Source organism: Massilia sp. CFBP9012 (genome assembly GCF_034045115.1).
In the GTDB taxonomy this organism is placed as follows: Bacteria; Pseudomonadota; Gammaproteobacteria; order Burkholderiales; family Burkholderiaceae_D; genus Telluria.
In genome coordinates, this window is record NZ_JAXCWM010000009.1 from 78894 (window position 1) to 100699 (window position 21806).

Genomic DNA, 21806 nt, shown 5'->3' on the forward strand with positions numbered 1-21806 from the left:
ATGCTGCGCAATCTCATACACGCCTGCGTCCAGCGCCGGCTGGCCGTGCTCCTGCTGGCGGCGGTATTCGCCGCATTCGGCCTGCGCGCCTACCTGGCCACGCCGATCGAAGCCTTTCCCGATGTGACCAATGCCCAGGTCCAGGTGATCACCCAGATGCCCGGCTACGCCGCCGAGCAAATCGAACGCCAGGTGACGGTGCCGCTGGAGCGCACGCTCAACGGCACGCCGGGCATGACCCTGATCCGCAGCGAGAGCCTGTTCGGACTCTCGCTGGTCACCCTCATCTTCGACGACGACGCCGATCCCCTCACCAGCCGCATGCTGGTCGGGCAGCGCCTGGCGCAGGCCGAGCTGCCGGACGGGATCACCCCGACCCTGGCGCCGGAAGCGACGCCGCTCGGCAAGATCTACCGCTTCCGCGTGAGCAGCGAGCGCCACGACCTGTACGAACAGCGCGCCGAGATGGAGTGGACCGTCACCCGCGTGCTGCGCCAGGTGCAGGGCGTGGCCGACGTGGTGGCCTGGGGCGGCTTTTTGAAGGAGATCCACATCGAGGCCGATCCGGCCCGGCTGCACGCGGCCGGCCTGGGCTTCGGCGACCTCGAGGAAGCGATCGGCAAGGCCAACCTGAACGTCGGCGGCGGCTTCCTGCGCCATGGCGACCAGGCGCTGACCGTGCGCGGCATCGGCTACGTCAACAGCGTGGAAGACCTGAAGGCGATTCCGCTCAAGACCACCCGCAATGCGGCGATCACGCTCGGCGACGTCGCCGACGTCACGCTGGCCGCGGCGCCGCGCCGCGGCTCGGTCGGCTGGAACGAGCGCAAGGAGATCGTCGAAGGCCTGGTGCTGATGCGGCGCGGCGAAAATCCCTCGACCGTGCTGGAGGGGATCCACCAGCAGGTCGAACGCCTGAACACCTCCATCCTCCCGCAAGGCATGAAGCTCGAAGTCTTCCAGGACCGTTCGACCCTGGTCGACGAATCGCTGGGCACGGTCCATGAAAACCTGCTGCACGGCTTCATCCTGGTGGTGGGCATCGTCTGGCTGTTCCTGCGCAGCGTGACCGGCTCGCTGGCGGTGGCCGTCATCATTCCGCTGTCGCTGCTGGCCGCCTTCTTCGGCCTGCACGCGCTGGGCCTGCCCGCCAACCTGATCTCGATGGGCGCGATCGACTTCGGCATCCTGGTCGACGGCGCGGTGGTCCTGATCGAGAACGTGCTGCACGCGGTGCGCCACCAGAAGCCGGCGACGCGCAAGGAAACGCTGCGGGTGATCATCCGCGCCTCGGTCGAGGTGGTGCGGCCCGCCTTCTACGCCATGCTGATCATCATCGCAGCGCTGCTGCCGGTGTTTACGCTCGAATCGGTCGAAGGCCGGATCTTCAGGCCGCTGGCCCTGACCTATACCTTCGCGCTGGTAGGCGCCCTGGTGTTCACCCTGACCGTGGTGCCGGCGCTGTGTGCGCTGCTGTTCAAGGCCAAGGCCAGGCTGCCGGACGAGCCGGCCTGGATGGAACGGATGAAGGCCGCCTACGGGCGCGGCCTGGGCCGCATCGTGTCGCACGGCACCGCCACCATCGCCCTGGCCGTGCTGCTGCTGGGCCTGAGCGCACTGGCGGCGACCCGCATCGGTTCCGAGTTCCTGCCCGAACTCGACGAGGGCGACCTGATGGTCTACGTCGAGCTGCCGGCCAGCGTGGCGATGGAAAAGAGCCAGGACATCCTGGTGGACCTGCATGCCCGCCTGCGCGCCTTCCCCGAGACCGACCAGGTGCTGAGCGAGCATGGCCGGCCCGAGGACGGGACCGACAACGAAGGCGTGAACGTGATCCGCACCTTCGTGCGCCTCAAGCCGGCGCCGGACTGGCGCAAGGGCCTGGACAAGCCGGCGCTGATCGAACAGATGCGCGCCTCGCTGGCGCAAATCCCCGGCATCCGCCTCAATTTCTCGCAGCCGATCAAGGACAGCGTCGAAGAGGCGGTGGCCGGCGTGCGCGGCAAGGTGGTGCTCAAGATCTTCGGCGACGACCTGGCGGCCATGCGCGCCACGCTGCAGCAGGCGAAGGACGTGCTGCAGCAGGTGCCGGGCGTGACCGAGCTCGATCTGTACCGCGACGCCGCCAGCCCCCAGCTCAATGTCGAATTCGACCGCCCCGCCCTGGCGCGCGCCGGCATCGCGATGGAAGACGCGGCGCGCACGCTCGAAGCGGCGCTCGCGGGCAGGATCGTGACCCGCTTCTGGGAGAAAGAGCGGCCGGTCGAGGTGCGATTGAGCCTGCCGACGGTGGAGCGAGACGACCTGGAAAAGATCGGCCAGATCGCCATCTCGGCCCCGAACGGCGCCCGGATCCCCTTGCGCGAACTGGCCAGCATCGGCATCGTCGACGGCGCCGCCTACATCGTCCGCGAGGGCAATACCCGCCTGCTGGCGCTGAAGTTCAACGTGAAGGACCGCGACATGGGCTCCACCGTCAAGGAGGCCATCGCGACCGTCAACGCCAAGGTCAGCCCGCCGGATGGGCACTACTTCAGCTGGGGCGGCGAATTCGAGAACCAGCAGCGCGCGCTGGACCGCCTGAAGCTGGTGATCCCGGTCGCGATCCTGCTGGTGCTCGGCCTGCTGTACGCGGCCATGAACAGCGGCCGCAGCGCCATCGCGGTGCTGGCCATCGTGCCGTTCGCCCTGACCGGCGGCATCCTGGCCCTGCTCCTGTTCGGCATCCCGCTGTCGGTCAGCGCGGTGATCGGCTTCATCGCCCTGCTCGGCCAGGTGTCGCTGATGGGCGTGCTGATGCTGTCGGCGATCGATGCCCGGCGCCGCCTTGGCGAGGACTTGCCGAGCGCGCTGGTGGCCGGTGCGGCGGACCGCCTGCGGCCGGTGCTGATGACGTCGTGCCTGGCCTTCTTTGGCCTGCTGCCGATGGCGCTGTCGACCGGCGTGGGCAGCGAGATCCAGCGTCCATTCGCCCTGGTGGTGGTGGGCGGCATGGTGAGCACGCTGCTGGTCGCGCTATTCCTGCTGCCCCTGTTCTACCGCATCCTGACCCCGACCGTCCTGACTACGCTTGAAGAAGAGGCCGACGCGTGAAACGCATCCTGACACTGATCCTGCTGGCGCTGGCCGGCGCCCCGCTCCACGCTCAGCCACCGCAGGCGCCGCCCTTACCACACGAGGTGGACCTGCGCACCGTCCTCGGCTTCGCGCGCGACGCCAGCCTGGCGGTCGCGCTCGAACAATCGCAGGTGGACGCCGCCAGCGCCGGGCGCCTCGAGGCGGCCGCCCTGCCGAATCCGACGCTGTCGTACAACCGCCAGCGCCAGCCGGGCCGCCTGACCAACTTCGATTCCGACCGCGCCCAGGACTGGACCATCGAACAGCCGCTGCTGCTCGGCGGCCAGCGCGGCGCCCGCGTCACAGCGGCCAGCCGCGCCGTCGACACCGCCTCGGCGCGGGTCGCGCTTACCCGGCACGAAGTGGCGTCCGAGGCGGCGGCCGCGCACGTGGCGCTGCTGCTGGCGCAGGAGCGGCTTGCCACCGTCAAGGCGGGCCTGGACGAACTGGCGCGCCTGCGCCAGGTGGTCGAAGGCCGCCGCGCCGGCGGCCTGGCCAGCGAGTACGAGGCGATCCGGGTCGAGGTCGAGGAATCGACCTGGCGCGCCCGGGTGGCCGAGGCCGAGGCGGCGCTGGTCGAACGGCAGACCGCGCTGGCGCAGGCGCTCGGCGTCGCCGGCTGGCGTCCCACCGCGCGCGGCACGCTGGCGCCGCTCGCACCGATCCGCGGCGACGGCGCCGGCGTGCATCCCGAAGTGCTGCTGGCGCGCCGCGAACAGGACGCCGCGGCCGCGCTGGTGAACGTGGCCCGGGCCGAGCGCATGCCGGCGGTGTCGGTCAATGTGGGCCGCTTCTGGACCAGCAAGCCGTATGGCGGCACGACCAGCATCGGGCTGGCCGTCGAGCTGCCCCTGTTCGACCGCCGCAAGGGCGGTCTCGACAAAGCGAAGGCGCAGGCCGGCGCGGCGGCGCTGCAGCGTGAATTGAGCGAGGCCAGGCACAACGCCGAAGTCGACAGCATGGCGCGCCTGGTGGCCCAGTACAGCCACGCGCTGGAAGACTTCCGGCGCCACGCCGGTGCCCGCACGGCGGACCTGAAACGCATGGCGCACGACTCCTACCGGCTCGGCAAGTCCTCGATCGCCGAGCTGCTCGACGCAACGCGCGGCGGCGTCGAACTGGCGCTGGCTGAACAGGAACTGGTCGCGCAGTTGATGGAGGCGCAGCTCAGGCTCGACGCGGCCAACGGTGAGCTGTTGCACAGGATCGATGACGGCCGCGCGCCAGGGGCTGGTGCTTCCCGGTGAAAAATGAATCCTGATTTATAACCCGTAGGATTTACCGTGTTTGACTTTCATTGCCGGGCGATGGCGATTAAGCTGATATGGCGCCGATGACCTGTCGGCGAACGCCGAACCAAAGGAGAATCCATGTCAGCATACGTTGTCTTCATCCGCGAGGAAACCACCGACCAGGCCCAGATGGACCAGTACGCGCAGACGGCGCCCGCCGCGCGCGCCGGCCACGACATCACCCGGCTCGCCTTCTATGGCGCGCTCGAGGTGCTGGAGGGCCCGGCCGCCGAAGGCGTCGCCATCCTGCGCTTTCCCGACATGGCGGCGGCGCGGGCATGGTATGACAGCCCGGCCTACCGGCAGGCGCGCGAGCACCGCCAGCTCGGCGCCGACTACCGGATGCTGCTGGTCGAGGGCAGCGACGCCGCGCGGTAAGCGTGGTGCCTGCCTCCACTGCCCGGCAGGACCATTCACTTTCCAGGAGAACCGCATGAGCATGAGGCGCGTCCTGTTCATCGTGACCGACACCCACGAAATCGGTCCGCACAAGCGCCTGGCCGGCGACTTCTTCCCCGAGATCGCGCACCCGGTCGAGGTGTTCGAACGGCATCGGGGTGGCGCTCGAATCCCGCGTCGGCAGCTCCGCTGGCGCAAGAAATCGTGAGAGTGCTGCCTTGATGCGGCAGAACGACATCGGCGCACCGGGAACCTCGACCGTCCGGTGGCGTCCGGCTGTTGCCTGCATCAGGGCGAGCGCGGCTTCTTTCTTGCACGGACTAGCGGTTTGGTTGTGGCGGTGTCATCAGGCACGGTGCTGTTTCCAGGCCCAGGCAGCTGGGTCGAATCGCCCGCAGCGGCCGTCTGTTTGAGTTCCTGTAAAGTGGCCTTCATCTGATGCTTGAACTCGGCAATAGCCTCCGCTAATTCGTGCATGCCAGCGGCGGCGTTGTCCCTATCCTGCTTGAGCTGGACCAATATCGCTTTCGACAGGCCGGCATCGTCGCTCGCCATGGCAACAAGATCGTCGGCAGGCTGCAGGACCACGTCGCCCTGCGCTTTGCTCATCACCGGAACGAATGCCACCTCCAGCCCGAAGAACTGACCGATGCGATTCATCGTCGCCATCGTCGGATTGCCCTGTCCGAGCTCGAGCGCCTTGATCACCCTGGCGCTGACGCCGCGATGGCGCGCGAAGTCTTCCTGTGTCATCCCTGAAATCGCCCGCATCTCGCGCACGCCTTCAGTGAGCGAGAGCCTGGCGGCGGCTGCCGATTCCAGCATGCGATTGCGTCGCTCCCGAATCTGCGTCTTGTCGATCGGTTTTCTTCTGCTCATGACTACCTCAATGCCAGGATATGGGTTCGTTGCGCTTCGATGCTGGGTTTGACGAATTCGATAATGTCCTTATCGATGCCTGCCTCGCGCATGTAGTCGGGCAAGGTCGCCAGTCGCTCGCCAAAGCGGACCAGGGCGTCCACCACCTGCGCATGCTCCGGACCGGACAAGGCCAGGTGATCCAGGATGTCCGTCCAGTGCCGAAGTTCCTTGCGTGTTTGACGGTGATACCAGCGCGCCGAGCGCGTGATGCCCTCGGGGTCCAGGTACATCGGTGCGAAATCGAACAGGGGCGTCAGGCGAACGATACCATCGGCAGATTGCACCGCTGTGTTGCGCGCATGGTTATCGGTATTGCGCATGGCCAGGTTGAGCACGTCGCGCCGGATGAACTCGATGGTCTCTCCGGTCGGATCATCCACGACCTTGCGTATTGCCTCCAGCAGCTCGAACTGGTTGGCCTGGGTGCCGAAACCGGCCAGTCCGGCGATCGAGGCCACGCTCTCCTGGTGAAAGCGCTGTACGCATCCGTCCTGTGCGCGGCGGTCGAAGCGAGGAACGAACAGGGTGTTTTCATGCCATGTCGGCAGGTCGAAGGTACGGATGCCAAGTCGGTGAGCGACTTCCATATAGCCGGCTTCGTTGCGCAACACCTTGCGATCGTCTTCGGATGACCCGCGTGGTCGCTTGACAATGTAATGGCGCCGGGCACGGTCGTCGGAAAGCGCCGCATCCGGATACCATTTGCCGTCATGCCCTTCGGTCAACAGGTATTTGGGGGCGACTCCCTGCACGCCAGTGCCACCTGCCGCCAGCATGCCATGGACCATCATCACTTCATGGAAGTCTGCCGAACGTGCGAGCAATTCATCGACCTCGAAGCCCTCGGCAGCAACATCATGGCGTTCGACATGCTGCTCGTAATAATGCACGGCTTCCCGGATCCGCAGTCGCCCGATGGGATTGAAGGCGCCTGCGCAGAGCAGCGGGAGATCGGACGCCTGGGCATCAGGGAGCTTGAGATGATCGAGGAGAAACTTGCGACCATTCCCTTGCGGTACGAGGTCGTACAAAAACGTAGGCCAGGCCTCGCGGACATGGCGATCGGCATCGACTGGAACGACGAGCGAGACCGGCGACGGCGCGTTACCGAAAGCGTAGGGCAAATCGTATTCGAACACGCAATCGTTGGCCCTGAAGCCGTTGCGGACGACGTCGGAAAAGCTCGCAGTGGCAGCTGCGATCCACTGGCCGTCCTGGAAAATCTCGATATGGCAATCCATATTCGCTCAACGCCCTTAAAGTGCACTAAATGATCCTGAAACCAGTATAGCAGCTGGTTTGTGCACTGGACAGCAGATGGCATGCGGCCAACTTCGCAACTGACACATTATTGAGTCCAAATGAAAATTGCCGGCGTCAGCCGGCAATTTTCAATCCTGTCCTGCGTCGAGCCTCAGACGCATCCCTAGAAATCGAACTGCGCCGACACCAGCGCGGTGCGCGAGGCGGCCGCGGTGGCGAAGGTGCCATTGGCCAGCCAATAGGCCTTGTCGGCGACGTTCTCGACGCTGGCGCGCAGGATGACGGGGCGGCCCATCAGGCTGGTGCGATAGCGGGCGCCGATATCGAAGCGGGTCCACGACGGCAGGAACAACGTGTTGGCGGCGTTGTATGGGATGTCCGAGGTGTGGATGGCGCGGGCATTGAAGCTCAGGCCAGGCACCTGCACCAGATCCCAGTCGAGGCCGGCGCTGAGGGCGCGCTTCGGCACGCCGTTGGCGTCGTTACCCTCGTTCAAGCCGCCCTGGGTTTTCTGCAGTTCGGCGTCATAGAAGGTCGCGCTGGCCATCAGGCGCAGGTTGCGCGCGGCCTCGCCCATGACCGACAGCTCCAGGCCACGGTTGCGCTGGTTGCCGTCCATGCTGTAGATCGTGGTGACCGGATCGGTGACGGCGTTCGGACGATCGATCTGGAACACGGAGATGCCGCTCAGGAGCTTGTCCTGCTCGACCTTCACGCCGGCCTCGTACTGCTTCGATTTATACGGAGCGAACACCTCGCCTGCATTCGCCGCAGTCTGGGGCGCCGTCCCACCGCGCGTCAGGCCGGACGTGAAGTTGGTGTACAACGACACATTGGCCATCGGCTTGACCACGATCCCGAGCAGCGGCGAGGTCGCGCTCTCGTCGTACGAGGTCGTGCTGGCTCCGCTCGGTGCGATGTTCTTCGCGACGACCTTCTGCTTGCGCACGCCGCCGGTCACCAGCACGCGGTTGTCGAAGAACGACAGGGTATCGGTGAGGGCGATACTGGACAGCTCGGTGCCCGAGGTCGTGGTCGGCGACTGGCGCACGCCGGTCATGACCGGCAGCGGCACCGGATGATAGATGTTCGACTCCACCGCGGTGCCGGCCGGTGCTGGCAGGTAGAAGCTGCCGGATTCCTGTTCCAGGCGCGAGGCCGAGACGGTGAACAGGTGCTTCACGCCCAGCCCTTCGACGGTGGCGCGGGCGCCGACCTCGCCGGTCTTGTTGCGGGTGGCGGCGTCGTACCAGGCGCTGGTGATGCGCAAATTGCCCGCCATGTCGATCGCATCGTTGCCGCGCGCTGCAGGGAAGTCCTGCTCATAGGCGTTATAGTGGTAGCCGGCGGCGGCGTACAGCATCACGTTCGGGGCCAGGTCATACTCCAGCCGCGACGAAATGGCCGAATCGCGCATCGCCAGTTCGACGCCCGGATACATCGCGCGCTTGCCGGACGGCGCATCCGGGATCCGCGTCACGTTGGGACGGAAGCTGGACTGGCCACGGAAACCGTCGGTGTCCTCGCGCTGTGCATAGGCATCGACCACCCAACGCAGGTTCGACGAACGATAATCGAGCGCCAGCGCGGCGAGACCGAATTCGGTCTTGCTGTCATCGAGCGTATTGTCGCCCTTGCGATAGACGCCGTTGAACCGCACGCCCCATTGGCCCGCATCGCCGAAACGGCGGCCGACGTCGACGTGGGCGCCGAAGATCGACTTGCTCTCGAAGGTGCCGGTAACCCGGGTCAATGGCTTGTCGCCCGCTCGCTTGGTGACGATATTGATGTTGCCGCCGGAGCTGCCGCTAGGGCTGATGCCATACATGAGCGTGCCCGGGCCTTTCAGCACCTCGACACGTTCCATCATCGCCACCGGCATCCGGTTGCCCGAACTGAGTCCATACAGACCGTTCACGCCGACGTCGCCGCTGCCCACGCTGAAACCGCGGATCTGGAAGTCGTCGCTGAAGCCGGAGGTCGAGGTCTGCACCCGCACCGACGCTTCGTTGACGACCGCATCGGCCAGCGTGCGCGCCTGCTGGTCTTCCAGCAGCTGCGAGGTGTAGTTCGTGGTGCTGAACGGCGTGTCCATGATGTCGCCCGCCCCCAGCACGCCAACGCCGCCGCGGCGCGCCACGCCGCCATTCATGTAGGGCGCCTCATCCAGCGTGCGGGCGCCGGTCACCAGCACTTGCTCGATCTGCGGCGCCTGCCCGTCCTGGGCGTGCACGGCGCCGGCCAGCAGGGCGATGGGCGCCGCGGCGAAGGCGGTGCCCCAGGCGCGGCCGATCAGCAGCGACAGGGTTGATTGGCCGGTGGTGCGGATGGAAGGCGAGCGCCGAAGCTTGGTCATGGAGAGGTCCAGTCGATATGAATGAATTAATGCAAATGAGAATTATACTCATTTGCATTAATGATCACAATGCCTGGATTCGCCGGGGGCGTGGCGTGCACACCCCTCAGCAGATGGCGTCAGAAGTAATAGCCGGCCTGCAGATTGATCCGGCGCGTGAAACCCTGGTGCGCGGACGAGGTCGAGGCCAGGCCGCCGAGATCGGGCGACAGATAGGGATGGTGCTTGCCCATCATCAGGTCGGCATAGAACGACCACTTGCCTGCCCCGAAGCTCACCCCGGTCACGTTCTGCACCGAGTCCCTGTAGGCGCCGCTGCGTTTTTTCAGGACACTGTAATCGTTGTAGACCTTGAACCCGCTGAACGGGCCGATCCTGCCGGGCAGGTCGTAGCTGATGTTGGCGATATGGATGTCGCCCTTCGATGCGACCGGGAACGGATAACCGAAGCCGCCGACCAGGACAAAGCTGTTGGGGTCCAGTCCGCCGTAGGTCTGCTCGGGGCCGTGCGCGGTGCGGTAGCTATAGCGCATCGATTGCAGCATCACGTTGACGCGGCCATAGTTGCCGCGATAGTGGACCGCGCCGGCGTGGCGCCGGGTGTCGGTGCCGCGGCCGTTGTCGATCTCGCCGGTCAGGCCGGAAAAGCCGAACTGGTGGCGGCCCTCGGGTCCCAGGTTCCACACCATGCGTCCCACCAGGGTGTTGCGCTCGCTGTCGGTCTGGCCGGTGCCGTAGCCCTGCTCGTCGTCGTCCTTGACGATATTGTAGGAATACCGGTTCGAGGCGCCCGCCGTATTGCTGCCACCGCCGTAGGACCCGCCATCGCGCGGGAAGAAGGCGAGCTGCCATTCGACCGGACCGGGGCGGCTGATGTATTTCACGCCGAGGTCGTACTTGTCTTCGAAGCCGGCGTAGAAGGCGATCGACTCGTAGAAGTTATTCGAGGCGAACGGCAGGAGGCCGAAGGGATTGCTGTCCAGGCCCACATGCAATTCGCTCTTGTCGTCAAAGCGCACGCCGCCCCAGGCGTGACGCAGGAAATGCTGCCAGTAGTCGCCCTGCCCCTTCGGATAATTATTGTAGCGGTACTGGGCCGAGCCGATCATCCGGCCGTCGTCGTAGTTGACGTCCAGGCGGGCCGTGTCGAGGCCGACGAAGCCGCTGCGGCGGTCCTTGTCCCAACTCTTGTGACCGTAATTGAAACGGATCGCGCCGCCGATCGTCAGCGGCGAGGCTGCTTCTTCCTGCGCGCTCCCGATCTCCTGGGCGTAAGCGTGGCCGGATGCGAGGACCGCCATGCCGGCCAGGGCTGCGCACAGGCGGGTCGCCGTCTTCATTTTCATGCGCGCGCTCATGCGCGCTGAAAGCGCCGTCCTTGTCGAATCGAGGTCTTGCGGGGTAATGGTGTAGTTCAAATTCACGTAGATGTCCTGAGTGATGATCGGCGCGCCACGGCCGGCGTCGAGCGGGCGATGGCGCAATTGTCGAAGAATCCCGGGCCTACGGTCTGGTGACGGCGCAGCAGAACCTGATATCGGGCGATCCATATCGCGCGATGTGCAAGCTCCCGAGGTCGAAGCGGCCTGCGATTGCCCTCGATGACCGGCACGGCCAGGCCAGTGACGTCATCGTCGAGGGAATACAGGACCAGGGTCACCGTTCAAGGTGACGACGCCGCACAGGACGCCCTGCCTGACGCATGGGGTCGATCCGGACAAGACAGCGATCTCGAACGCTGTTCAATGGGCCCCATGCTTGCACGCGCGCTCGACGCCGCATCGATTGGGGGGAAACATTGATGAATGTCAGGCCATGACTGGCGGCAGAAAAACATATTGTAACCCAGCAATGCATATTCGCACAAATGTACTTGTCGATATTGAAATAATTACAGACGCCCGCTTGCAGCGCGATGGCTGCCAGCGCGTGCAAATCGGAGCGGCGCTTGCAGCGCCTCGCGCGAGGTGATACAACGTGGCGTCTGTTCGACTGCCGCACGCGTCGCCTTCGACATCGCTCTCGACCTTCCCTCGACATTGCCATGCCCCGCAGTCGCGTTCCCAACGCCTTGGACCGCTGCGCCATGCCTTCACCGAAAACCAGTTCCGCCCTCGCCCCGGTGCCACGTGCCACACTGGGAGACCGGCTCGATTTTCTCCAGCGCGTGGCCCAGGTCGGGCTGTGGGAGATGCGCGTCCGCGACCGCCGCCTGTTCGTGTCGGATGAGCTGCGCGCCCTGTTCGGCATCTGCGCCGACGCGGCCGATCCCGACTTCGCGACACTGTTCGCGCGCGTGCATCCCGACGACCAGCACACCGTCGAGGCCGAGGTCGCGAACGCCCTGCGATACGGCACGCCGCTCGACCTGGAACACCGCGTGGTATGGCCGGACGGCGAGGTGCGGCATGTGCATGCGCGCGGTGACCTGATGCACGGAAGAGACGGCGAACCGGCCTATTACGGCACCGTGCAGGACGTCACCGAGCGACGCACGGCCGAGCAGGCCAACGCGCACCTGGCCCGGCGCCTGTGCGCCACGCTCGAGAGCATCACCGATGTCTTCTACACGGTCGACCGCGAATGGCGCTTCACCTACCTCAATGGCCAAGCCGAGCAGCTGTTCCAGCGGCCGCGCGCCGAGCTGCTGGGCAAGGTGTTGTGGGATGAATTTGCAAAACTGGGCGCCGGGCTGGCGTGGGAAGAGCTGCGGCGCGCCATGCGCGAGCGCTGCACGGTCGCCTTCGACGATGTCCATGCCTCGCCCCAGCTGTATTGCGAAGTGCGCGCCTATCCGTCCGATACCGGGCTGGCGGTGTATATGCGCGACATCACGCTCCAGAAACTGACCGAGGATGCGCTGCGCCGCAGCGAGGAGCGCTTTCGCATCGTCGCCCGCGTCACCAGCGACGCGATCTGGGATCTCGACCTGCGCACCGACACCCTGTGGTTCGGCGCCAACCTGCATGAGCTGTTCGGCTACACGCCGGATGAATTCTCGGCATCGCTCGCCTTGTGGATGAACCGCATCCACCCGGACGACCGCGAGCGCGTGATCGCACGCTTTAACCATGCGCTGCGCGACAACGGCGACGTCCACTGGCACGACGACTACCGTTTCATCCGCAAGAACGGCAGCGTGGCCCATGTGCACGACCGGGCGCAGATCCTGCGCGACGGCGACGGCAAGGCCTTGCGCGTGGTGGGCGCCGTGGTCGACGTGTCCGAGCGGCACGCGTTCGACGCCCGCATCCGCTATCTCGCCTTCCACGATACGCTCACGCACCTGCCGAACCGCGCATTCCTGACCGAGTGCCTGGAGGCCGCCCTTGCCGCGACCCGCCGCGACCCGCGGCGCAAGGCGCTGCTATTGATCGACCTCGACAACTTCAAGACGCTCAACGAGACGCTCGGCCACGCGCTCGGCGACCAGTTGTTGCAGCAGATGGCGATACGGCTGGCTGCCGGCCTTCCCACCGACGTCATCGCCGCCCGTTTCGGCGGCGATGAGTTCGGCGTACTGCTGGAACATCTTCCCGCGGACAAGGAGCAGGCCTGCGCCCATGCGAAGCATGAGGCCGAACGCATCAATCACCTGCTGAGCCAGCCCGTGCAGCTCGACGGCTACTGGCTGCAGCTCGGCGCCAGCATCGGCATCACCGTCTTTTCCGACGAAGCCAGCGATGCCGGCGAACTGCTCAGGCGCGCCGACCTGGCGATGTACCGGGCCAAGGCAGCCGGACGCGGCACCGTCCGCTTCTTCGATCCCGCCCTGCAAGCCGCGGCCACGACGCGCCTGGCGCTGGAAGGCGACCTGCGCGCGGGACTGCGCGAGAACGCGTTTTTCCTGCACTACCAGCCGCAGGTGGAGCGCGACGGCCGCATCGCCGGGGTCGAGGCCCTGGTGCGTTGGCGCCATCCCGAACGCGGCACGGTCTCGCCGGTGGAATTCATCCCGCTGGCCGAAGAGACCGGGCTGGCCCTTCCACTCGGCCACTGGGTGCTCGAATGCGCCTGCCGCCAGTTGTCCGCGTGGGCCGGGCAGGCGGAAACCGCGCACCTGGAAGTCTCCGTCAACGTCAGCGTGCGCCAGTTGCACCACCCGGCCTTCGTGGCCCAGGTGCTCGGCTGCCTCGATCAGAGCGGCGCCGATCCGCGCAAGCTCAAGCTCGAGATCACCGAAGGCTCGTTGCTGGACGATGTGGAAGACGCGATCGGCAAGATCAAGGCCCTCAGGGCCCACGGCCTGACCTTCGCGATCGACGATTTCGGCACCGGCTATTCGTCGCTGGCCTACCTCAAGCGGCTCCCGCTCGACATGCTCAAGATCGACCGCTCCTTCGTGCTCGACCTGACCACGAATCCGAACGACGCGGTAATCGCGCGCACGATCATCGCGCTGGGGGCCAGTCTTGGCCTGAAAGTACTGGCCGAGGGCGTGGAAACCGCGGCCCAGCGCGACTTCCTGTTCGCGAACGGCTGCCAGGCCTACCAGGGCTACCTCTGCGCGCGCCCGCTGACCGCGGAGGCGCTGGCTGGGATGCTGCGCAATGTCTGACTTCCAACTACGCCTTACAACAGAAATAGTAAGCGCGCAAAGCTTTCGAACGAAAGCGCTATAGCGAAATAACGCGGATACAACAGGTCATTCGAAAAAAATCGAAAGATGTTTTGTCACGCCCCGGATTTCGCTATAGACTAAGTCACACTGTAACAACAGTAGCCAGCCAGGTGCTTTCGATTCAATCAAACCGAAACCGCTATACGTGAGAGACAACGTCATACGAAATCAAACGAAAGCAACCGGACAGTCTTCCCGTGTACCAGCACTCGCCCGTGCTGCTTCAACAAACCTATAAAAAAGGAAGCGTTTAATGAGTTCTCATATGCAATGCCGTTCGCACGGCGACAGTCATGCCCGCTTTGTGCTGAATCCACTAACTTCCGCCTGCCTGCTGGCACTGGCCACCCTCACGGCGCCGGCCCGCGCCCAGGAGGAAGCCGTCACGGCCGAGACCGACAAGGTCGAGCAGGTCGAGCAGGTCGTCGTGACCGGCACCCGCGCCAGTCTGCAGCAGTCGCTGGCGCTCAAGCGCAACTCGGCTGTCGTGCAGGACAGCATCAGCGCCACTGAACTCGGACGCTTCCCCGACAACAACGTGGCCGACTCGCTCAGCCACATCACCGGCGTGTCGATCTCGCGCACGGCCGGCGGCGAAGGCCAGCAGGTCAGCATCCGCGGCCTCGGCCCCGACTACACGATCACCACCTTCAACGGCCGCCTGCTGGGCACCGACAGCGCGGGCCGCTACTTCGCCTACGACGTGCTGCCGGCCGACGTCATCAGCGGCGCCGACGTCGTCAAGTCGACCCAGGCGCAACTGGTCGAAGGCGCCATCGGCGGCCTGGTCAACCTGCGCTCGGCCAGCCCGTTCGACCAGAAAGGCCAGCGCGGCCTGCTGCGCCTGGAGGGCGACCACAACGACATGAGCAGCCTCAACGGCAAGAAGCTGTCCGGCACTTACAGCAATACCTGGGGTGACAAGGTAGGCGTGCTGCTCGGCGTGGTCTACGCCAAGCGCGATGTGCGCACCGACACCGCCGGCAACGATGGCGGCTGGACCCGCAACGCGATTCCGAGCGACCCGAGCCAGTTCTGGGAGGGTGGCAACGCCTGGGGCGGCCACATCGACCCCAACGGCAACGGCATCCTCGATCCCGAAGAAGAAGGCCTGATCGGGCCGGGGCAGTTTCGCTTCGGCTCCATCATGGAGAAGAAGGAACGCATGGCCCTCTCGGGCAAGGTGGAGTGGCGCCCCACCAGCGACGTGAAAGTCATCTTCGACGGCTTCAAGACCCGCCTCGACTCGCCGCAGGTCGGCTACCAGCTGTCGTATTACCCCTTGTTCGCGCCGGGCCGCTGGTCCAATATGCAAGTCTCCAACGGCGTGGTGACCGACCTGACCCTGGACAGCACCGACCCCGAGCTGCGCCTCAATCCCGAGGTCCTGAACCAGACCGAGTACCGCGTGGTGGATACCGCCATGTACGGCACCCGGGCCGAATGGAAGGTGTCGCCGACCTTCAAGGTGGTGGCGGACGGTTACCTGTCCACCTCGGAGCGCAACTCGGGCGGCAACGACAGCTATGTCGTGCTGCGCATGAACCAGCCCAACACCACGCGCATCCGCCTTACCGGCTCTTCCGTGCCCGACGTGACGACCACGCTGGCCGACGGCCGCGACCTGCAGACTGGCCTGGCCCAGGGCCTGTTCACCGCCAACGACTTCAATACCCACTACTACAGCCGCACGGGCGACAACATCAAGGACCGCATCGGTGGCCTGACGCTGGATGCCGACTGGCGGGTAGACCGGTTCAACGTCGACAACCTGAAGTTCGGCGTCAGCCAGACCAACCGCAAGAAGTCGCGCGACATGATCAACAACGCTTTCAATGCGGGCCAGGATCATTACTCCGGCGAGAATGCGATCAATGTGGGCTCCCTGGGCAACAACGTCATCAACCAGACCCTGAGCCCAAGCGGCTTCCTGTCCGGCGTGAGCGGAAACTTCCCACGCAGCTTCCTCGGTTTCGACGTCAACAACTATGCGCAGGCACTGGCCGCCCTCGACGGCACGCCCCGCCCGGGCGGCGGCGTCTACAGCTCGACCTTGTCGGCGCCCGCCTTCAACCCGCTGGAAAGCTACCGCGTGGAAGAGAAAACCACGGCTGCGTTCGTGCAGGCGGACATGTCGGGCGACCGCTGGTTCGCGGACGTCGGCGTGCGCCTCGTGCGCACCAGGACCAGCGCCCAGGCCTGGGACGCGAAGATCAACGACATCCTGCAGAACGGCGCGTTCAACTTCACTGCCGTCTACGCCGATCCGTCGGTCATCCAGCAAGACGCCAGCTATACCTCCGCACTGCCATCGGGTAACTTCACCTACTCGCTGACCGATAACCTGCAGCTGCGCCTCGGCGCCGCCAAGACGATGGCGCGTCCGTCGGTCGACAAGCTGGCGCCGTCCAGCACCACCGCCAGCATCTCGTGGGGCGACTTCACGCAGATCTACGGCGGCAATGCCGACCTCAAGCCGTACTCCGCACGCCAGGCCGACGTGTCGCTCGAGTGGTATTACGCCAAGAGCTCCGCGCTGACCTTCGCGGTCTACCAGAAGAACATCAAGAACCAGATCACCAACCAGTGGCTGACCGGCCAGGACATCGGCGCGCCCGGTGGACGCCTGTTCAACGTGCAGCGCCCGATCAATGGCGACAGCGCCAAGGCCCGAGGCATGGAGATCGGCCTGCAGCACCTGTGGGACAACGGCTTCGGCGTGCGTGCGCAATACACGCGCAACCTGTCGAAGAGCTGGGTCGACGGGCAGGAACGCCCACTCGAGGGCATCGCGCCGGCGACCGCCTCGCTGGGCATCCTGTACGAGAAGGGCCCATGGAGCATGAGCACCACGGCCGACTACACCGACTCCTTCGTCACCGCCACCAATGTGATCGGTTCCGGCTTCAACGAGATGGCCAACTCGATGACCTGGGTGACGGCCCAGATCGCCTACGAGGTGAACAAGTCGCTGCGCATCAGCCTCGAAGGCAATAACCTGACCGACGCGGAGCAGGCGCCCAAGCTGACCAACGGCATCATCAGCCTGCCCAACGGCTATTACCGCTATGGCCGCTCGTTCACCCTCGGTGCAAGCCTGAAGTTCTGATGCAACGCGTTTGATGCAGCACGGGCCGGCATGTGCGCCGGCCCGCTTCATCGGACACTGGAGTCCCGATGCGATCGCCTGTCTTCCCCTTTGCCGCCCTGCTCTCCGGGGCGGTCCTTTTATGTTCTCACGCCGCAGCGGAATCCGGGCCGGCACCCTCCTCGGGCGCTGTGGCGTCAGCCACCTTCCGTGCAACGGACGCAGAGATCGCCAATCCCGAGCGCGGCATGTACGTCTGGGCGGCAGACGACCTGGCCGCATGGACGCAGGCGCAAGCGGATGCACAGTTCGCGGCCGGCTACCGCATCGTCTATACGCCGGTGCGGCTCGACCGGTATGCCGGCGAGGCGCTGCCCAGGAAGCAGCTCGATGCGCTGAATGAAAGCTTCGCCACGGCGCGCCGCGCGGGCCTGAAACTCATACCGCGCTTTATCTATAACTACCCTGGGGGCGAGACCGGATACCAGGCGGCGCAGGATGCGCCGCTCGAGCGCGTCCTTGGGCACATCGGGCAGCTCACGCCGGTGCTGAAGGAAAATGCGGACGTCATCGCCTACCTGCAGGCCGGCTTCGTCGGGGCCTGGGGCGAATGGCACACCTCGTCCAACAATCTCACCCTGCCGGCGGCGCGTACGCGCATCCGCGACGCGCTGCTTGCCGCACTGCCGGCCGACAGATTCCTGCAGTTGCGCTATCCACCCTATCTGATGGCGTGGGCGCTGCAGGCGCCGCGCTGGCGCGACGGCTCGGGCGCCTCGCGCATCGGCGTGCATAACGACTGCTTCCTGGCCTCGAGCACGGATGTCGGCACCTACAGCGAAGACGCGGCGACCCGCCGGCGCGAGCGCGACTATGTCGCCGCGCTCTCGGCCGTTGCACCGTTCGGCGGCGAGACCTGCAACCCCGCCGATGCGGTCGACCCGACGCCGCGCGGGGACTGCGACGACATCCTGCGCGAAGGACGGCAATTCGGCCTGACCTACCTGAACGACACCTATTACCGCAAGCTGTTTCACACGCGCTGGGAGGCGCAGGGCTGCCTTGCCGACGTAAAGCGCCTCATGGGCTACCGCTTCGAGCTGAAGGCGCTGCGGCACAGCCCAGCGGTGGCGGCAGGCCAGTCGGGCGATCTGACGCTGACATTGCGCAACAGTGGCTGGGCGCGCGCCTTCAATCCACGCGGCGTGCACATGCTGCTCAAGCACCGTTTCACCGGCGCGGTCGTGCGCATTACCGTGGCCTCGATCGACCCACGAAGCTGGTTGCCGGGGACCACCAGCGAATCAAGTGCACGGTTCGCCGTGCCGGCCGGCACGCTCACCGGCGCCTACGACGTGCTGCTTGCATTACCGGATGGCGCCGGCTCGCTGGCCGGCGATGTTCGCTATAGCGTGCGTCCGGCCAATGCCGACGATGCCGTCAGGGCTCAGGGATGGGATGGAATGCTCGGCGCGTTTCGCACAGGGACGACGCTGAACGTTCTCTGAAATTCAGTCGGCAACCAGGAGTTCGATGCCGGCGTCGCGCAGGCCTTCCCGGTATTCAGGGCTGATGTCGGCGTCGGTGATGATGGTGTTGACACGGTCGAGCTGGACGATGCGGTGCAGGCTGATGAAGCCGAACTTGGAGGAATCGGCAAGGACGATGACGTTCCTGGCGCGCTCCACCATCTTGTGGTTCAGGCTCGCTTCCGCCTCGTGGTGGGTGGTCACGCCGAACTGCAGGTCGAAGCCGTCGACACCGAGGAACAGCTTGTCGAAGCTATAGGCCTGCAGGCAAGCCTCGGCTTGCAGCCCCTGGAGCGACAGCGAGCGCTTGCGCAGCAGCCCACCGGTCAGGATCAGGTCGACGCCCGGTGCATTGACCAGCTCCCAGGCAATGTTCAGGCCATTGGTCATGACCGTCACATCCTGGGCATCGCGCAGATGACGGGCCAGCGAAAGCGTCGTGGTGCCCGAATCGATGATGATGTTCTCGCCCGGCTTCACGAGCCGCGCCGCCAATGCGCCGATGCGCTCTTTCTGCTCGTGATTGAGCGCGTCCTTCTGCGAGACCGTGTGCTCGGTCGGCGGCATCCGGGCCAGCGTTGCGCCACCGTGGCTGCGTATGGCAAGGCCCTGCGCCTCGAGCGCGCTCAGGTCGCTTCGGATCGTCACGGCCGAGACCTTGAGCTGTTTCACCAGTTCGCTCACTTGTACCGACGCTTGCTCAGCAAGTGCTTTAAGGATGGTATCGCGGCGCTGACCGGTTTGCCCCATGGTCGGACGAATAATTTTAATAAAGTGTCAGCTTACCAGATTGGCGCAAGGCCAGCACGAGCGGCCAGTAGGGGCAACAAAAAATGGGAAAACTTCCTGCATATTTTCGTTTTATTTCTTTTTAACGGTAGTGTAATGACTTTTCTTTTCGAATTCTTTCGATTACCATCGAAATTGAAGACTTCGTGCATTGCCAGATTCGATTTTCCCTCGGCCTGCCTCGACGCAAGCCCCGTACCCATAACCAGGAGATGTGCATGAAAGACCGCCGGACCAAAGTGACCCAACCCAAGCCGTGGAAACTGGTATGCGGTAGCCTGGCTGCCACGCTGACCTTGTTGTTCACCCCGGCGCATGCCAACTCCGCGGGCGATCCGCTGGCCCCGGCGGGCCGCTGGGAAGGCGCCACGAACGGCAGCGCCAGCACGCCGCCGATGGGCTGGAGCAGCTGGAACGCGTTCCGCACCGAAGTCGATGAGAGCAAGGTGCTCGGCGCCGCCCAAACGCTGGTCGACAGCGGGCTCGCCAAACTCGGCTACAAGCACGTCAACATCGACGACGGCTGGTGGGTGAAGCGCCGCACGGGCGACGGCCGGCTGCAGATCCGCACCGGCATCTTTCCCTCGGCGGCCACCGGTGGGCCGAACGAAACCAGCTTCAAGCCATTCACCGACAAGCTGCATGCGATGGGACTGAAGGCCGGCATCTACACCGACATCGGACGCAACGCCTGTTCGCAAGCCTATGACCTGCATTCGCCCAACCTGCCACAGGGCACGACCGCCGAGCGCGAGGTGGGACTGGAAGGCCACGTCAGGCAGGACATCAACCTGTACTTTAAGGAGTGGGGCTTCGACTACATCAAGATCGACGCCTGCGGGCTGGCCGACTTCCTGCCGGGTTCGGACCTGGTGAAAAAACAGGACTACCGCGCGGCGGCGCCGCTGATCGAACGCGGCTCGATCAACCGCACCGATGTCAAAGCGGTGCGCGCGCGCTACGAAGACGTCGCCGCCGCGCTCAAGGAAGCGCGGCCGAATAACGACTACGTGCTGTCGATCTGCGCCTGGGGCATGGCCAACGTGCGCAGCTGGGGCAAGGATGTCGGCAACCTGTGGCGCACCAGCGCCGACATCACGCCGAGCTGGACCAGCATGCTGCACAACTTCGACAGCGCGGCGAAGCGCGCGCTGTACGCCGGCCCCGGCCAATGGAACGACCCCGACATCCTGCACATCGGCCACGGCGAATTCGATGTCGCCAACCCGGTCGAAGTGCGCTCGCATTTCTCCTTGTGGGCGATGATCAACGCACCGCTGCTGCTCAGCTATGACCTGCGCAACGGACCGGCTTCCTTCCTCGAAGTCATCGGCAATGCCGAGGTCGTCGGCCTGAACCAGGACAAGGCGGGACACCAGGGCGTGGTCACCTATGACTCCGACGATGCGCAGATCATCGTCAAGACGCTGGGCAATGGCGAGCGCAAGGCGGTGGCCTTGTTCAACCGCGGCGCCTCGCCGGCGCCGGTGACCCTGCTGGCAGGCCACCTGAAACTGTCCGCCAGCGCACCGGTGACCCTGCGTGACCTGTGGTCAAAACAGAGCGCGACCTTCACCGGGGAAAAGGAATTCGTGCTCGCGCCGCACGAGACGCTGGTGTTCGAGGCGACCGGCAAGCGGCAGCTGGACAACGGCGTGTACCTGTCGGAGATCCCAGGCTCGATCAACGTCGCCGTCGACGGCACCCGTCAACCGCAACTCGACCCGACCGTCCACCGCATGATCGACCCGTGGTCGAGCACCCGCTCCGGCGGCTCGCGCCCCCAGTACGCGGGCTGGGGCGGCGCGCAGGCGGATACGACGCCGTATGGCCAGAGCCTGCAGGTGGCAGGACAGGTGTTCGATTCGGGGATCGGCGTGCTGTCGAATTCACGGCTGCAGGTGAAGAACGATGGCGGCTACGCGCAGTTGACGGCCGCGGTTGGCGTGGACGATTCGACCGAGAACACCCGCCAGCCTGTGCGTTTCTACGTGTATGGCGATGGCAAGCTGTTGGCAGAAAGCGCGCCGCTGGCGTTTGGCGCCAGGGCGCCGCTGTTGAAGGCGGACGTTCGGGGCGTCAAGCTCATCGAACTGGTGGTGCGCGGGTCACAGGCAGCCGATGCGCCACCGGTGGTGGCGACCTGGGGGGATGCCCAGTTGACGCGTGCTGCCGGATCCCTGGCTACTGTCCAACGCAAATGACCTTGGTGTCGTATTCGTGGGCGTTGCCTTTCTTCTGGGCCGCCCAGTCGATGACTTCCTGAGCCTCGGCCACCGTCATGACGGTGGCTTTTTCCTTGTTCTTGATGAAGGAGACGCCTTCGAACTTGCCTTCCTTGCTACGCATTACCTTGGCGAACACGGGCGGCTTGCCCTCCTCGGTGCGTTTTTTTTGCTGGACGAGGTAACGCTGGTCGATGGTTTCCATG

14 protein-coding genes are annotated in these 21806 nt (G+C 65.2%); 8 read left to right on the forward strand and 6 right to left on the reverse strand.

Translation table 11 applies throughout. The annotated features are described in order from the left end of the window. The 4 genes from SOM61_RS16250 (at position 1) to SOM61_RS16265 (ending at position 5016) form a co-directional block, all read left to right on the forward strand. Positions 1-3093 carry an efflux RND transporter permease subunit gene (locus SOM61_RS16250; RefSeq protein WP_320475042.1) on the forward strand — a complete coding sequence of 1031 codons (3093 nt, stop codon included), beginning with the start codon at positions 1-3 and terminating at the stop codon, positions 3091-3093. Then, a complete protein-coding gene (locus SOM61_RS16255; RefSeq protein WP_320475043.1) occupies positions 3090-4364 on the forward strand; it encodes a TolC family protein in 1275 nt (424 codons plus the stop codon). Before SOM61_RS16250 ends, SOM61_RS16255 begins: the two co-directional genes overlap by 4 nt. Positions 4365-4487: 123 nt before the next feature. After that, complete coding sequence (locus SOM61_RS16260) at positions 4488-4787, forward strand: DUF1330 domain-containing protein (protein ID WP_320475044.1); 300 nt, start codon at positions 4488-4490, stop codon at positions 4785-4787. A 55-nt stretch (positions 4788-4842) separates the two neighbouring features. Then, on the forward strand, positions 4843-5016 hold the full coding sequence (locus SOM61_RS16265; RefSeq protein ID WP_320475045.1) for a hypothetical protein: 174 nt from the start codon (positions 4843-4845) through the stop codon (positions 5014-5016). Positions 5017-5096: 80 nt separating this feature from the next. Here SOM61_RS16265 and SOM61_RS16270 read toward each other — a convergent pair whose 3' ends face one another. From SOM61_RS16270 to SOM61_RS16285, 4 genes are all read right to left on the reverse strand, one after another. Continuing rightward, positions 5097-5687 carry a helix-turn-helix transcriptional regulator gene (locus tag SOM61_RS16270; protein ID WP_320475046.1) on the reverse strand — a complete coding sequence of 197 codons (591 nt, stop codon included), beginning with the start codon at positions 5685-5687 and terminating at the stop codon, positions 5097-5099. Between the two features lie 2 nt (positions 5688-5689). Continuing rightward, positions 5690-6970 (reverse strand): type II toxin-antitoxin system HipA family toxin, encoded by a 1281-nt coding sequence (locus SOM61_RS16275; RefSeq protein WP_320475047.1) that lies wholly within the window; start codon positions 6968-6970, stop codon positions 5690-5692. A 185-nt stretch (positions 6971-7155) separates the two neighbouring features. After that, complete coding sequence (locus SOM61_RS16280) at positions 7156-9348, reverse strand: TonB-dependent receptor (protein ID WP_320475048.1); 2193 nt, start codon at positions 9346-9348, stop codon at positions 7156-7158. A 119-nt stretch (positions 9349-9467) separates the two neighbouring features. Next, positions 9468-10694 (reverse strand): hypothetical protein, encoded by a 1227-nt coding sequence (locus SOM61_RS16285; protein WP_320475049.1) that lies wholly within the window; start codon positions 10692-10694, stop codon positions 9468-9470. 740 nt (positions 10695-11434) lie between these two features. On the opposite strand from SOM61_RS16285, the gene SOM61_RS16290 reads away from it, so the two are divergent. From SOM61_RS16290 to SOM61_RS16300, 3 genes are all read left to right on the forward strand, one after another. Further along, positions 11435-13906: a sensor domain-containing protein gene (locus tag SOM61_RS16290; RefSeq protein ID WP_320475050.1), complete on the forward strand. Its 2472-nt coding sequence runs from the start codon at positions 11435-11437 to the stop codon at positions 13904-13906. A gap of 367 nt (positions 13907-14273) precedes the next feature. After that, complete coding sequence (locus SOM61_RS16295) at positions 14274-17078, forward strand: TonB-dependent receptor (protein WP_320475051.1); 2805 nt, start codon at positions 14274-14276, stop codon at positions 17076-17078. Between the two features lie 170 nt (positions 17079-17248). Then, entirely contained in the window at positions 17249-18565 is a 1317-nt protein-coding gene (locus tag SOM61_RS16300; protein WP_320475052.1) for a DUF4832 domain-containing protein, read from the forward strand. Between the two features lie 3 nt (positions 18566-18568). On the opposite strand, the gene agaR is transcribed toward SOM61_RS16300, so the two are convergent. Beyond that, positions 18569-19336: a transcriptional repressor AgaR gene (agaR, locus tag SOM61_RS16305; protein ID WP_320475053.1), complete on the reverse strand. Its 768-nt coding sequence runs from the start codon at positions 19334-19336 to the stop codon at positions 18569-18571. A 257-nt stretch (positions 19337-19593) separates the two neighbouring features. Here agaR and SOM61_RS16310 point away from each other — a divergent pair, with 257 nt between their 5' ends. Then, a complete protein-coding gene (locus SOM61_RS16310) occupies positions 19594-21579 on the forward strand; it encodes an NPCBM/NEW2 domain-containing protein (protein ID WP_320475054.1) in 1986 nt (661 codons plus the stop codon). Here the strand turns inward: SOM61_RS16310 and SOM61_RS16315 are convergent. After that, positions 21560-21805 (reverse strand): hypothetical protein, encoded by a 246-nt coding sequence (locus tag SOM61_RS16315; RefSeq protein ID WP_320475055.1) that lies wholly within the window; start codon positions 21803-21805, stop codon positions 21560-21562. The two genes, SOM61_RS16310 and SOM61_RS16315, sit on opposite strands and share 20 nt — an antisense overlap. Between the last annotated feature and the right edge of the window lies 1 nt (position 21806).